Source organism: Streptomyces sp. NRRL WC-3618 (assembly GCF_001280005.1).
Classification (GTDB): domain Bacteria; phylum Actinomycetota; class Actinomycetes; order Streptomycetales; family Streptomycetaceae; genus Streptomyces.
Window position 1 is genome coordinate 23,384 of record NZ_LGDW01000336.1, and the last position, 13,670, is coordinate 37,053.

Genomic DNA, 13,670 nt, shown 5'->3' on the forward strand with positions numbered 1-13,670 from the left:
TTAAGATCACCCGGCTGTTAGAAGGATCATGTTGACGGGGTGAACACTTTCTGATGAACGACACCAGCACCAGCACCATGCAGCCGCTGTCCGCCGACGCCCACGAGGCGAAGGGCCACAGCGAGGGCTACGGCAGCGGCCGTGGCAGACACCGGGGTCAGATCGCGATCCACAACGACGAGACCACCCCGCACGGCCGTCACCGCAAGCCGTCCGAGCAGGCCGAGAACAGGGTCTGACGGTACGTCACGTGACGTGCGGCCCCGCCCGGTCGGTTACGGGCGGGGCCGCTTTTCCGTCTCCTGTCAGCCTCCTGTCAGCCGCGCCTGAGACCGAGCACCTCCGCCGCCGCGAAGGTCTCCCCGGCGGGCCGCTCCGCGTAGTGCGGGGTGAGCAGCGCGTCCAGTTCGTCGTAGGTGAAGGTGTCCTGCTTGCTGTCGAACTTGGCGGCCACCCGTGGGCGTTCGACGACGGCGACCATCCCGCCGTGGACGACGAGCAGCTGTCCGTTGACGTGTTCGGCGGCCGGTGAGGCCAAGTAGCCGACGAGCGGGGCGACATGCTCGGGGGCGAGGGGGTCGAGGCCGCCCAGGCCGTTCTCCGGCTGCTCGAAGTCCCCGAAGACGTCCTCGGTCATCCGGGTCCGGGCGCGCGGGCAGATCGCGTTCGCCGTCACGCCGTACTTGGCGAGGGCGAGGGCCGTGGAGGTGGTCAGCCCGACGATTCCGCCTTTCGCGGCGGCGTAGTTGGGCTGGCCCGCTGATCCGGCGAGAAACGCCTCCGAGGACGTGTTCACGATCCGCCCGTACACCGGTTCGCCGGTCGCCTTGGCGCGGCCCCGCCAGTGCGAGGCGGCGAAGTGGGTCGTGTTGAAGTGTCCCTTGAGGTGAACCCGTATGACGGCGTCCCACTCCCCCTCCGTCATGGAGAAGACCATGCGGTCGCGCAGGATGCCCGCGTTGTTGACGAGGACGTCCAGCTTCCCGAACTCGGAGATCGCCAACTCCACCAGCTGACCAGCCTGTTGGTGATCCGCCACGTCTCCGGTGTGGGCGAGGGCCGTACCGCCCGCCGCGCGGATCTCGGCGGCGACCTCCTCGGCGGGGGTGGCGGACGCCTCGCCGGAGCCGTCCCGGCCGCTCTGCCCGTAGTCGTTGACGACGACGGCCGCGCCGAGCCGGGCCAGTTCCAGTGCCTCGGCCCGGCCCAGACCGCGTCCGGCGCCGGTGACGATCGCGGCGAGTCCCTCAAGGGGAAGTGGCGGTGACAGTGGTGACATCGGCGCCCCTCAGATCTCGATGCACGTACGCAGTGCGGTGCCGGTGCGCATCTGGTCGAGGGCCTCGTTGATGCCGGCGAGCGGCACGCGGTGGGTGATGAGGCCCGCGAGGTCGACGCGGCCGGCGCGCCAGAGGGCGATCGTGCGCTCGTAGGACCGCAGGACGTCGCCGCCGCCGTACATGGACGGCAGGATGCGCTTCTCGTCGAAGAACAGCTCGAACATGTTGAGTTGGAGGTTGTCGTCCATGGCGCCCGCGCCGACGACGACCATGGTGCCGCCGCGCCGGGTGGTGTCGTAGGCGGTGCGGGCGGTGGCGGAGCGGCCGACGACCTCGAAGACGTAGTCGAACCCCTCGCCGCCGGTGAGCTGTTGCTTGGCGTCGGCCAGCTCGTCCGGCGAAACGGCCCTCGTCGCACCGAACTTGAGCGCGGACTCGCGGCGCGAGAGCACCGGGTCGACGGCGACGATCTCGGCGGCGCCCTGGAGCCGCGCGCCCTGTATCGCGGAGATGCCGACGCCTCCGCAGCCGATGACGGCGACCGACGAACCGGCCTGTACGTCAGCGGTGTTGAGGGCGGCGCCGAGTCCGGTGGTGACCCCGCAGCCGATGAGGGCGGCGATGTCGAAGGGCACGTCGTCGGGGATGGGCACGGCGCAGCCCGCGTCGAGGACGACCTCCTCGGCGAAGGTGCCGGTGCCGGCCATGCCGAAGACATCGCCGCCCGGGCGCCTGAAGTTGGGGGTGCCCGCGTTCATGAACCCGGCGAGGCACAGCTCGGTCTGGCCGCGCCCGCACGCGGGACACGCGCCGCAGGCGGGCAGCCAGCAGACGACGACCCGGTCTCCGGGCTTCACGTGGCTTACGCCCTCGCCGACTTCGAGGATCTCGCCGGCGCCTTCGTGGCCGGGCACGAAGGGCGCGGGCTGCGGCAGGACACCGTTCATCGCGGAGAGGTCCGAGTGGCACAGCCCGGTGGCCCGTACCCGGATCCTCACCTTGCCGGGGCCGAAGCCCACGGCCTCGACGTCGTCCAGGACGTCGAGCTTGTCCTGCCCGATCTCGTGCAGTACGGCTGCGCGCATGGTGCGGCTCCCCTCAGGAACGTGCTCGGCTCAACCCACGGGTGTGCGGTTCATGAGTGTTCGACGACGGTGTCCGCCAGTACGGTCGCGTCCGCCCGCTCGACGGCGGTGACCGACACCTGGACGAGGTCCGGACCGGGCGTCCACATCCGGATGCGCAGGGTCTCCCCCGGGAACACGACCCCGGCGAAGCGCGTGCGGTACGCGCGGACCCGGCCGACGTCCCCGCCGAGCACCGTGTCGACGACCGCCTTGAGCGTCATGCCGTAGGTGCACAGCCCGTGCAGGATGGGCCGCTCGAACCCGGCGCGGGCGGCGAACTCGGGGTCGGCGTGCAGCGGGTTCCAGTCGCCGGAGAGCCGGTAGAGCAGCGCCTGGTCGTCGCGGACGCTCCGCTCGACGACCTTCACGGGCTCACCGTCGGGCGCCGGGAGGCGGGCGGAGGGCCCCCGGTCGCCGCCCCAGCCGCCTTCCCCCCGCACGAAGATCTGCGCGTCGCTCGTCCACAACGGGCCCTCTGCGTCGGCGACTTCGGTGCGCATGACGAGGATCGCCGCGCTGCCCTTGTCGTACACGGCGGCGATGCTCCCGGTGGCGCGCGCCCTGCCCTCGACCGGGATCGGGCGGTGCACCTCGATACTCTGGCCGCCGTGCAGGACATGGGCGAGGTCGACGTCGACGCCGGGCATGGAGAGCCCGCTGATCACGTCCGGGGAGTCGTTGCCGGCGACGGTGGCGAAGCTGGGCAGGACGTGCAGCCGGGATTCGAGGGTGTAGCGCAGCTCGCCGGGATCGGTCGCGGGGACGCCGGCGCCGATGCCGAGGTGGTAGAGCTGGACGTCCTTGTGGCCCCAGGCGATCTCAGCGACCCGGGGTTCGGCGGCGACGGCCTTGGCGGCGTCAATGGGCATGAGGATCGCGACTCCTGATCAACTGGCGGGACGGGCATCTCGTGGGCCGGACATCTCACAAGAACGGGCATCTCACAGGGCAGACATCACGCAGGGCGGGCATCTCGCAGGGCGGGCAGTCGCGGGACCGAGACCTCGGTACGACCGTCCGCACCGTCGGCCGCACCGAGGTCGATACGGGCCGATCTAGAACGCGTTCCAGTCCGGCGCCCCCTGTTGTATAGCCGAGCGGTCCCGAGTTGTGAATACTCCTGACGATGCGTCAGGTATGAGGCCTCGGACCGCATGCCACTCCGCGCCAGGACATTTGTCCTGCCCGAGTCGGTACATCGGCATCTGCCCGGCCCGGCGCTCGCTTCGTACGCTGTCGTCCATGCTGTGGATGAGAAAGGCCGCCTGCCAGATGGGCGAGTGGCGGGCGGAGCGGGCCCGCTGGCGGGCGGACATGGACCGGTACAAGGCCGCCCGGCGCGCCGCGCGGAAGTCGGGCGAGCAGACGCCGCCGGACCCGGGCCCGCCGCCCACCGGTTTCGCCCTGCTGCCCTGGCTGCTGATGGGCATGGGCTCCTTCTCCAACCTCCTCCAGGGCCGCACCCCACTGCCCTGGATCGGCGCGCTGGGCCTGCTCACCTTCAACTCCCTCTACATCTACGTCACGTTCCGCGCCTTCGTGAAGGAGGCACGGGACGCCAGGTCGACGCGGGTGGCGCTCGTCGTCATGGGCGCGGTGACCTGCGTGCTGGCGATCGTGTACGGCGGCAGCTGGCTGTACTTCTTCCCGCTGCTCGGGCTGGCCACGGGCGCGGTGATGCGGGGCCCGTGGCTGGGCCGCACCGGACTCTCGCTCACCGCCCTCGCGGCGGCGGTCTCCGCGGTGCAGGAGGGCTGGGACGCGCTGAACGTGGCGTACGGGACGTTCCTGTCGACGATGGTGACAGCGGCGATCCTTTCCCTGGCCGAGGCGGTACGCGAACTGCGGGCGGCGCGTGAGGCGTTGGCGCATCGCGCGGTCGAGGAGGAACGGCTGCGTTTCTCCCGTGACCTGCACGATCTGCTGGGCCACACCCTGTCGGTGATCGTGGTGAAGTCGGAGGCGGCCCGTCGGCTGGCGCCCCGCGACATGGACGCGGCCCTGCACCAGATCACGGACATCGAGTCGGTGGGCCGCCAGGCCCTGACGGAGATCCGCGAGGCGGTGACGGGCTACCGGCAGGGCGGCCTGGCCACGGAACTGGACCGGGCGGACTCCGTCCTGACGGCGGCGGACATCACCCCGGTGATCCACCGCTCCGGCCCGCCCCTGTCGTCGCCGGCGGAGGCGCTCCTGGGGTGGGTGGTACGGGAGGCGGTCACCAACGTCGTACGGCACAGCGGCGCCACACGCTGCGAGATCACGGTGGCGAGCGTGGGCGAACGGGTGCGTCTGAGCGTCGCGGACAACGGCAAGGGCGTGAAGGCTCTCCCGGTCCCCACCCGGCCGGGTGTCGGGGGCACCGGGCTCAAGGGCCTGACGGAACGCCTCGCGGCGGCGGACGGCTCCCTGGAGGCGGGGCCGGCACCCGGGGGCGGGTTCCTGCTGGTGGCCGAGCTGCCGCCGAGCTCGCAGGAGTCGCCTTCTTCCCAGCTCAACGCCGCCATCAGCCCTACCCTTACGCCGTGAACGAGATGCCCCGGGACCATCGCCCCGCGAAGTCCATCCGCGTCCTCCTCGCCGAGGACCAGCAAATGATGCGCGGCGCTCTGGCCCTGCTGCTCGGGATGGAGCCGGACATCACGGTCGTCGCCCAGGTCGCGACCGGTGACGCGATCGTCGACGCGGCTCTTCTGCACCGCCCCGACGTGGCGCTCCTCGACATCGAGCTGCCGGGCATCAGCGGCCTGGACGCCGCCGCCCTCCTCCGCGACGAGGCCCCGGACTGCCGGGTGCTGATCCTGACCACCTTCGGCCGCCCCGGCTATCTGCGCCGGGCCATGGAGGCGGGGGCCGCCGGGTTCCTCGTCAAGGACGGTCCCGTGGAGGAGCTGGCGGCGGCGATCCGGCGCGTACTGACCGGCGAGACGGTCATCGACCCCGCCCTCGCCGCCGCCGCGCTCAGCGCCGGGCCCAATCCGCTCACGGGGAGGGAGTGCGAGGTTCTGAACGCCTCGGCGGACGGCGCGACGGTCGCCGACGTCGCGGCCAGGCTCCATCTTTCCGAGTCGACGGTCCGCAACTATCTCTCGGCCGCGATCGGGAAGACCGGGACCCGCAACCGGGCGGAGGCGGTGCGGGAGGCTCGGCAGCAGGGGTGGCTCTAGCGGGGGCCTGTCGTGGGTCCCGCTGCTGGGGGCTGCGCCCCCAGACCCCGCTGTCGGCCCTGAAGGGGCCTCGTCCTCAAACGCCGGACGGGCTGAAAAAGGCGCGCGGTCGTGCTGCCGCCTCACCCCGTGACCCTCACCGACTTGAACTCCTTCCCCTCCCCCCCGAGGCAGACGAACCAGGCCGCCTCTGAACCCGCGACCGGCCTGATCACCGGGACCTTGTTGTTCGCCGCGTAGTTCGCCGGGACCTTGTGGGCCACCGATGTCGTGCCGTCGTCCCAGGTGCAGGTGACCGTTCGGGCCCTGGCGGCCACCCTGCCGATGACCAGGCGGTTCAAGGCGCCGGCCTGGTCGGAGGTTTTCGCTTCCAGGGGGATCGCGGCCGACTCCAGATCCGTACCGGACATGCCGTAGGCCTTGTCGATTTCGCCCTGCATCACCGGCCTCCACACGTCGTCGACGGCCAGAGAGACGGAGAAGAAGCCCCTGCCCACCAGGCTCTTGGGGATACGCGCGCGCGGCGGCAACTCTCCGTGGTCGATAATGGCACCGAACTGCCGGACCGCCTCCTCCTCGTTCCGCGGCGCTCCCCAGATGTCGATGGTGACCCGCCACTCCCTCCCGCGGTCCCTGCCCATCGCGACAGTGGTCCGCTGGGGGTCGTACACATGCCGTTCCTCCGCCGAAGGGGGCCGGACCGCCACCTGGTTGACCTCGTGGCCGTTGTCGATGCCCGCCAGGGCCAGGGTTCCGGTCGACACGGCGATCGCCAGGGCCGCCGCCGACGCCACCGCCCAGCGGCGCGCCCTGCGGCGTCGGCCGCCGCGGACCACCGCCTGGTAGGGGGCTATGCCGATCTCGACCCCGTCCGCGGCGTCGGCCAGCAGGAAGGTGATGTCCGAGTGTGCGGTGTCGCCCTGTGCCATGTTCTGGTTCGTCTCCCGGTCCGCGCTCATCACTTCCGCCCTCCCTGTGTCGCTGTCTCGGCCAGGCCCGGTATGGCGCGGAGTTTCGCGATCCCCTTGGCCGCGTTGCTCTTCACCGCGCCCACCGAGCAGCCCATCGCCTGCGCGGCCTGTGTTTCGGTCAGGTCCTCCCAGTACCGCAGCACCACCGCCTGCCGCTGCCGGGGCGGCAACTGGGCCAGCGCCTTGAGCAGCGCCCCGCGGTCGTCGGCCCGGGCGATGTGGTCTCCGGTGTCGGGCAGCTCGTGCCCCAGTCCCTCGTCGTCCTTCGGCGCCAGGAACTCCTTGAGGCGCCTGCGGTGCTTACGGGCGTGCGCGTTGATCATCACGCGCCGCACATACGCCTCCGGGTCGTCGGCCGAGCCGACTCTCCGCCAGGCCACATAGACCTGTTCCAGCGTCGACTGGACCAGATCCTCCGCCGCGTGCTGCTCCCCCGTGAGCAGAAACGCCGTCCGCAGCAGCCGTGGCCAGCGGCCGATGACGAAGCTCTGGAACTCCTCGTCCCGAGTCGCCCCTCGACCCCCGTCCCGACCCCGGTCCCGATTCCGATCCCGGTCCCGGTCCCGGTCCTGTCCCTGTTCCCCCATGAGCACCTCCTAGATGTTCAAAGGAGTCCATGAGCCGCCCGAATCGTTGCCCCGATCCCAGAACAATTTCTTCGCACGTGACGGCGGATCAGATACCCATGAGCAGGTCAAAGATTAGTTAGTACGCCAAAACATCGGAATAGTTGCCCAGGCACACGGGTTCATCGCCCACGTACCCCTGCCCGGATCCGCCTGGAGGCTCCACCCCATGACACACACGACGACCGACCGGCCCGCCGGCGACACCGGCAGAACGGGCGGGGCCATAGTCCCGGTGCTCGCCTTCGCGGGCATCGTTGTCGCGGTCATGCAGACCCTGCTCGTCCCCGTCATCAAGGACCTCCCCCAGCTGCTGAGCACCTCGCCCAGCAACGCCACCTGGGTGCTGACCTCGACGCTCCTCTCCGGAGCCGTGGCCACGCCCATCATGGGCCGGCTCGGTGACCTGTACGGCAAGCGGCGCCTGCTGATCACCAGCCTCTCCGTGATGGTGGTCGGCGCCCTGATCAGCGCGCTCACCAGCGACCTGCTGACCATGATCGCGGGACGTACCCTCCAGGGCTTCGCCATGGGCGCCATCCCCCTCGGCATCGGTCTGATGCGGGACATGCTGCCCCGCGAGAAGCTTCCCTCCGCGATGGCCCTGATGAGCTCCTCCATCGGCGTCGGCGGCGGCCTCGCCCTCCCCCTCGCCGCGCTGATCGCCCAGCACTCCGACTGGCACTCCCTCTTCTACGGCGCCGCCGGCCTCGGCGCCTTCGCCATCGCCCTCACCCTGCTCGTCGTCCCCGAGTCCCGGATGCGCGCCGAGGGCACCTTCGACGTGCTCGGGGCGGTCGGACTCTCCGTCGGCCTGGTCCTCTTCCTCCTCCCGATCACCAAGGGCAGCGACTGGGGCTGGGCCTCCGGCACCACGCTCGGCCTGTTCGCCGCGTCCGCCGTCGTCCTGCTCCTGTGGGGCGTACTGGAGCTGCGCATCAAGGCCCCGCTGGTGGACCTGCGAACCACCGCCCGGCCCGCCGTCCTGTTCACCAACCTCGCCTCGATCATGGTCGGCGTCTCCTTCTACGTCGTCTCCCTCGTCCTGCCCCAGCTCCTCCAGCTGCCCACCTCCACCGGCTACGGTCTCGGCCAGTCGATGGTCATGGCGGGCCTGATCGTGGCGCCGCTCGGCCTGACGATGATGTTCACGGCGCCCGTCTACGCCCGCCTCTCCGCCAAGTACGGGCCCAAGGTCACCCTGATCCTCGGCCTGCTGATCATCGCGATCGGCTACGGCGCCGGCCTCGGCCTGATGAGCGCCGCGTGGCAGTCCCTGGTCATCGCGGTGGTCCTGGGCGCCGGCATCGGCCTCGCCTACTCCTCCCTCCCCGCCCTGATCGTCGGCGCGGTCCCGGCCTCCGAGACCGGCGCGGCCAACGGACTCAACACCCTCATGCGTTCCATCGGTACGTCGGTGTCGAGCGCCGTCATCGGGATGGTGCTCGCCAACACCGCGAACCATGTGGGTGGCGTCGCCATCCCCACGATGCACGGGTTCCGGATCTCGTTCCTGATCGCGACCGGCGCGGTGGCGGTCGGGCTGCTGCTGGCCCTGTTCCTGCCGGGGCGGCGCCCTGCTCAGCCGCAGTTGCGGGCGAGCAGCGAGGAGGACGCGAACCTGGCGCGGGCCAACGAGGTGCTCGGTGCCGGGTTCCGTGGGCGGGTGCTGGACACGGACGGTGGTCCGGTCGCCCGGGCCAAGGTCACGTTGATCGACCAGCGGGGTCGGCAGGCGGGGGCGACGCTTTCGGCGGAGGACGGGAGCTATGCGGTTGCCGTTCCGGCACAGGGGGCGTACGTGCTTGCCGCGCGGGCCGTCGGGCATGGGCCGCTTGCCTCGTCGGTGACCCATGGGGGTGGGGCGGTTGATATGGACCTGTCCCTGCCGGGGGAGAGCGTCAGCGCGTAGGCGCTGCGCTTGCCGGGGGGTGCGCGGTGCGTTTTGGGGTGCCGGTTCGCTGTGGCTGGTCGCGCAGTTCCCCGCGCCCCTGTACACGTGCCCCCTGTCAGCATCGGGCTTCCCGCACACTCGTACCGCTGGGCAGGTGCCTTTTGGGGTGCGGGGCCGCTGTGGCTGGTCGCGCAGTTCCCCGCGCCCCTGTACACGTGCCCCCTGGCAGCATCGGGCTTCCCGCACACTCGTACCGCTGGACGGGTGCGTTTTGGGGTGCGGGGCCGCTGTGGCTTGTCGCGCAGTTCCCCGCGCCCCTGTACACGTGCCCCCTGGCAGCATCGGGCTTCCCGCGCACTCGTACCGCTGGACGGGTGCGTTTTGGGGTGCGGGGTCGCTGTGGCTTGTCGCGCAGTTCCCCGCGCCCCTGTACACGTGCCCCCTGTCACGGTCGTGCAGGTCTTCGCGCCCCTCTGCGCCTGCCCCCTGTCTTTTGGGCAACCGGATGTGCGGCAGCATGGGGGTTCGCACGCTCGTACGACTGGGAGGAACCCTATGATCGCGCCAGCGCCCAAGGCTGAGACTCTGGCTGCTTTTGAGGCTGCCAAGGGGTTCATGCCCGCCCGGGAGGGGCTCGCCCTGTACGAGGCCGCCGTTGTTGCGGGGGCGCTCGGGCTGCCGTTGCTTGAGGTCGGTACGTACTGCGGGCGGTCCACGATCCTGCTCGCCGACGCGGCCCGGGCCGCCGGGGTCACCGCCGTCACCGTCGATCATCACCGGGGCAGCGAGGAGCAGCAGCCCGGCTGGGACTACCACGACCCGGAGACCGTCGACCCGGAGCTCGGCGTCATGGACACGCTTCCGCTGTTCCGGCGCACCCTGAACAAGGCGAACCTGGAGGACCACGTCGTCGCGGTCGTCGGGCGTTCGCCTCAGGTTGCGCGGATCTGGAACTCGCCGCTCGGCCTCGTCTTCATCGACGGCGGGCACACCGACGAGCACGCTACCGCCGACTACGAGGGCTGGGCCCCGCACATCGCGCCGGGCGGCCTCCTCCTCATCCACGACGTCTTCCCCGACCCCGAGGACGAGTTCACCGGCCAGGCCCCCTACCGCGTCTACCTCCGCGCCCTCGCCTCCGGCGCCTTCACGGAGATCTCCGCGACGGAGTCGCTGCGCGTTCTGCGGCGAACGGGGGCAGGGGTCTGAGGCCCCGGTTAGAGTCGCTGACGTGTCCTACGCAGGCCCCGGCTTCGAGCCGCCCCAGCCCCCTCGTTCCCGCGCCCTTCTGCGCCGTCCGCTGACCGTCGCCCTCGCCGTGCTGGTGCTGGGCGGGGCGGGCGGCTGGTTCGTCTGGGGGGCCGTCGCCGACGACGGCGGCGGCGGGGACAAGTCATTGTCCAGCGGCGAGTACGCACCCCTGTCGCCGATCCAGCCGCCCGGCTTCTCCGCCCCCAGCGAAGCCGCGTCTTCCCTGGCGGGCAAGGTCGTCGTCATCGACCCCGGGCACAACCCCGGCAACTTCAAGCACACCGCCGAGATCGCCCGCAAAGTGAACATCGGAACGAAGCTGAAGGAGTGCGACACCACTGGTACCTCCACCAACAGCGGTTATACGGAGGCCGAGTTCACCCTCGACGTCGCGCGGCGGCTGCGGACGATCCTCGAACAGCGGGGCGCCACCGTGAAGTTCACCCAGGACGGCGACCGGACCGCCTACGCCTTCGGGCCCTGTGTGGACGAGCGCGCCCGGATGGGGAACGCCGCGCATGCCGACGCCGTCGTCTCCGTCCACGCCGACGGGAGCGCGCAGGGCAACCGCGGCTTCCATGTGATCCTGCCGGGCACGGTGCACCAAGGGGCCGCGGACACCCGGCCGATCGTCGCCTCCTCCCGGCGTCTCGGCGAGCGCGTGAAGACCGGGTTCGCCGACAGAACCGGTTCCGCGCCCTCCAACTACATCGGTGACGGCACCGGTCTGGACACCCGGACGGACCTCGGCGGTCTCAATCTGTCAACGGTTCCCAAGGTGTTCATCGAGTGCGGCAACATGCGCGACAGCAAGGACGCGGCCCTGCTGACCAGCGGGGCATGGCGACAGGAAGCCGCACAGGGGATCTCTGAAGGAATCGTGAGTTTCCTGAGCGGGTCGTGATCAACGCGTGCATCCCGGCGGACAGCCCACACAGACGGACGATAATGTCGTGCCTCTACACACGATGACGACGACACGACCTACGAAGGACCTGAGGACCTGAAGTGAATATCCGCTCCCTCACTCGAGGCGACGGCGTGGTGATCGGAGCAGCGGTGTTGCTGTTCATCGCGTCGTTCCTCGACATCTACTCCGTCGACGGCGCCCCGGGCCTCGACCTGCCGAGCGCCTGGGCCAGTGGACCGGTCCTGATGGGCGTCGTCCTCGCCGGCATCATCGGTGCCGCGCTCGTCGTGATGTCGCACGGTCTGCCGCAGCTGCCCAAGGTCGCGGGCATCGACCTCGGCCAGTTCGGCGTCGCCTTCACCGTGTTCGCCGCCTGGAGCGCGCTCGGCAACGTCTTCGACCCGACGGGCGGTCTCGACAACGTCAGGGACAGCGGGGGCGGCCCGGACGCCGGTACCGGTCTGATCCTCTCCCTGGTCGCCACGGTCGTCATGGCGGCCGCCGCCGTCGCCACCCCGCTGGTCCCGGCCCTCAAGGGCCCCCTGGTCCCGGCCCCCAAGCCGCACGCCCCGCAGCCCTACGGCGGCGGCCAGCCCTACCCCGGTGGCCAGCAGCCCCAGGGTGGTTACGGCTACCCGGGCGCCGGCGCGCCGCAGCAGCCGTACGGTGGCCAGGCGCAGGCCGGTCAGCCCTTCGGCGCCGAGGCCGGCGCGGGTCAGCCGCCGCAGGCGCAGCCGCCGGCCGCGGACTTCTCCCCGTTCTGGTTCGCGGTGCCGGTGCCGCGTCCGCTGTTCGCGGAGGATGGCTCGCCGACGCCGATCGCCGAACTGGCCCCCGGTACCTGGTACTTGGCTGTCGAGCAGCGCGGCCAGGGCTTCGTCGCCCAGACGCAGGACGGCCGCCGGGGCGTACTCCAGGACACCTCCGGCATCCAGCGCGGCTGACGCGACCGGCCACCCTGCGCGTACAGCGCGAGCCACGGCCCCTTGCCCTTCCGGGCGAGGGGCCGTTGTCGTACAGTCGCCGCCAGCGGCAACAGATCTGACGATCCGTCAGGAGGCAGGTATGCGGCTCGGTCTCGCGCTCGGCTACTGGGGTCGTGGCCCCTCCCCGGACCACGTACCGCTCGCCCAGGAGGCCGAACGGCTCGGCTACGACTCCGTGTGGACCGCCGAGTCCTGGGGCTCGGACGCGTTCACCCCCTTGACGTGGATCGCGGCGCAGACGTCAAGGATCAAGCTGGGTACGGCGGTTGCCCAGATGGCGGCCCGCTCGCCGACGGCCACCGCGATGCACGCCCTCACCCTCGACCACCTCTCCGGCGGACGCGTCCTCCTCGGGCTCGGGCTCTCCGGCCCCCAGGTCGTCGAGGGCTGGTACGGGCGCCCGTTCCCGAAGTCGCCGCTCACCGCGACCCGGGAGTACGTGGACGTCGTACGCCAAGTCATGCGCCGCGAGGCCCCCGTTCAGCTCGCGGGCCGCTTCCATCCCCTGCCGTACGACGGTCCGGGCGGCACCGGTATCGGCAAGCCGCTCAAGTCGATCACCCACCCCCTGCGTGCCCAACTCCCCGTGCTGCTCGGCGCGGAGGGGCCGAAGAACATCGCCCAGACGGCCCGTATCGCCGACGGCTGGCTGCCCCTGTACTGGTCCCCGCTGCGGACCGAGGCGTACGAGGAGCCGCTGAGCGGGGCCCCCGAGGGGTTCGTCGTCGCGCCGATGGCGCAGGCCCGCGTCTGCGCCGACGTCTCCGAGGGGCTGCTGCCCGTCAAGACGATGCTCGGCTTCTACATCGGCGGGATGGGGCACGCGGCACGCAACTTCCACGCCGATCTGATGGCCCGCATGGGGTACGAGGAGGAGGCCCGGCGGATCCAGGAACTGTTCCTCGCCGGGCGGCGCGAGGAGGCCGTGCTCGCCGTACCGGACGCCTTCGCCGACGAGATCTCCCTCGTCGGGCCGCGTGAACGCATCGCGGAGCGGCTGGAGTTGTGGCGCAAGGGGCCGGTGACCGACCTGCTCGTCCTCTCCCCCGATCCGCACACTCTGCGGGTGCTCGCCGAGCTCAACTCCTGACGGAAGACCGACGGCAGACTCAGAGCGACTGACGGCGCTGGTTGCAGCCCGGATTCCGGGGCACCCGAAGGACATGTCCCCCGTATCTCGCCGTGGTGCCAATCAGGCCGGGACGATCATCGCGATCGTCGCCGACATCATGGCCGTCATCCTCGGCCTCTGGATCCTGATGTATCTGCTGGACGCCAACCGCGCGAACGACTTCGTGCAGGTCGTCCATGACGCGGCCGCCTGGCTGGCGGGCTGGTCGCACGACCTCTTCACGTTCGACGAGCAGTGGGCGCGGGTCGTCGCCGGGTACGGACTGGCCGCCGTCGTCTACCTGTTCGTGGGCCACGCGATCGCCAACCGCATCAACCGGCACTGAC

General features: G+C 70.9%; 14 protein-coding genes. 9 read left to right on the forward strand and 5 right to left on the reverse strand.

Going from position 1 to position 13,670, the window contains the following annotated elements; translation table 11 throughout:
- Positions 1-53: 53 nt before the first annotated feature.
- The gene (locus ADL01_RS24735) at positions 54-239 is read left to right on the forward strand and encodes a hypothetical protein (RefSeq protein ID WP_053744218.1); all 186 of its coding nucleotides are present in this window, start codon (positions 54-56) and stop codon (positions 237-239) included.
- 77 nt (positions 240-316) lie between these two features.
- Here the strand turns inward: ADL01_RS24735 and ADL01_RS24740 are convergent, their stop codons facing one another.
- The 3 genes from ADL01_RS24740 to ADL01_RS24750 are packed head-to-tail and all read right to left on the reverse strand — an operon-like array spanning position 317 to position 3,276.
- Positions 317-1,279: a 3-oxoacyl-ACP reductase gene (locus ADL01_RS24740; protein ID WP_053744219.1), complete on the reverse strand. Its 963-nt coding sequence runs from the start codon at positions 1,277-1,279 to the stop codon at positions 317-319.
- Between the two features lie 9 nt (positions 1,280-1,288).
- Positions 1,289-2,365, reverse strand: a complete 1,077-nt coding sequence (locus ADL01_RS24745) for a Zn-dependent alcohol dehydrogenase (protein WP_053744220.1) — start codon at positions 2,363-2,365, stop codon at positions 1,289-1,291.
- A 50-nt stretch (positions 2,366-2,415) separates the two neighbouring features.
- A complete protein-coding gene (locus ADL01_RS24750; protein ID WP_053744221.1) occupies positions 2,416-3,276 on the reverse strand; it encodes a MaoC/PaaZ C-terminal domain-containing protein in 861 nt (286 codons plus the stop codon).
- Between the two features lie 373 nt (positions 3,277-3,649).
- Between ADL01_RS24750 and ADL01_RS24755 the strand changes: the two genes are divergently transcribed.
- Both ADL01_RS24755 and ADL01_RS24760 read left to right on the forward strand, forming a co-directional pair.
- Entirely contained in the window at positions 3,650-4,936 is a 1,287-nt protein-coding gene (locus ADL01_RS24755; RefSeq protein ID WP_053744248.1) for a sensor histidine kinase, read from the forward strand.
- Positions 4,937-4,941: 5 nt separating this feature from the next.
- A complete protein-coding gene (locus tag ADL01_RS24760; protein WP_053744222.1) occupies positions 4,942-5,574 on the forward strand; it encodes a response regulator transcription factor in 633 nt (210 codons plus the stop codon).
- Between the two features lie 122 nt (positions 5,575-5,696).
- Here ADL01_RS24760 and ADL01_RS24765 read toward each other — a convergent pair whose 3' ends face one another.
- Together ADL01_RS24765 and ADL01_RS24770 are read right to left on the reverse strand one after the other, a co-directional pair.
- A complete protein-coding gene (locus tag ADL01_RS24765; RefSeq protein ID WP_053744223.1) occupies positions 5,697-6,533 on the reverse strand; it encodes a hypothetical protein in 837 nt (278 codons plus the stop codon).
- The gene (locus ADL01_RS24770) at positions 6,533-7,132 is read right to left on the reverse strand and encodes a SigE family RNA polymerase sigma factor (RefSeq protein ID WP_078960737.1); all 600 of its coding nucleotides are present in this window, start codon (positions 7,130-7,132) and stop codon (positions 6,533-6,535) included. Before ADL01_RS24770 ends, ADL01_RS24765 begins: the two co-directional genes overlap by 1 nt.
- A gap of 208 nt (positions 7,133-7,340) precedes the next feature.
- Here ADL01_RS24770 and ADL01_RS24775 point away from each other — a divergent pair, with 208 nt between their 5' ends.
- From ADL01_RS24775 to ADL01_RS24800, 6 genes are all read left to right on the forward strand, one after another.
- A complete protein-coding gene (locus ADL01_RS24775; RefSeq protein ID WP_053744224.1) occupies positions 7,341-9,083 on the forward strand; it encodes an MFS transporter in 1,743 nt (580 codons plus the stop codon).
- A gap of 537 nt (positions 9,084-9,620) precedes the next feature.
- Positions 9,621-10,274, forward strand: coding sequence for a class I SAM-dependent methyltransferase (locus ADL01_RS24780; protein ID WP_053744225.1), 654 nt, complete (start codon positions 9,621-9,623; stop codon positions 10,272-10,274).
- Between the two features lie 22 nt (positions 10,275-10,296).
- Positions 10,297-11,220 carry an N-acetylmuramoyl-L-alanine amidase gene (locus ADL01_RS24785; protein WP_053744226.1) on the forward strand — a complete coding sequence of 308 codons (924 nt, stop codon included), beginning with the start codon at positions 10,297-10,299 and terminating at the stop codon, positions 11,218-11,220.
- A gap of 104 nt (positions 11,221-11,324) precedes the next feature.
- Positions 11,325-12,170 (forward strand): DUF5336 domain-containing protein, encoded by an 846-nt coding sequence (locus ADL01_RS24790; RefSeq protein ID WP_053744227.1) that lies wholly within the window; start codon positions 11,325-11,327, stop codon positions 12,168-12,170.
- A gap of 121 nt (positions 12,171-12,291) precedes the next feature.
- Entirely contained in the window at positions 12,292-13,302 is a 1,011-nt protein-coding gene (locus ADL01_RS24795; RefSeq protein ID WP_053744228.1) for an LLM class F420-dependent oxidoreductase, read from the forward strand.
- A gap of 73 nt (positions 13,303-13,375) precedes the next feature.
- Positions 13,376-13,669: a hypothetical protein gene (locus ADL01_RS24800; RefSeq protein WP_053744229.1), complete on the forward strand. Its 294-nt coding sequence runs from the start codon at positions 13,376-13,378 to the stop codon at positions 13,667-13,669.
- Position 13,670: the final 1 nt, after the last annotated feature.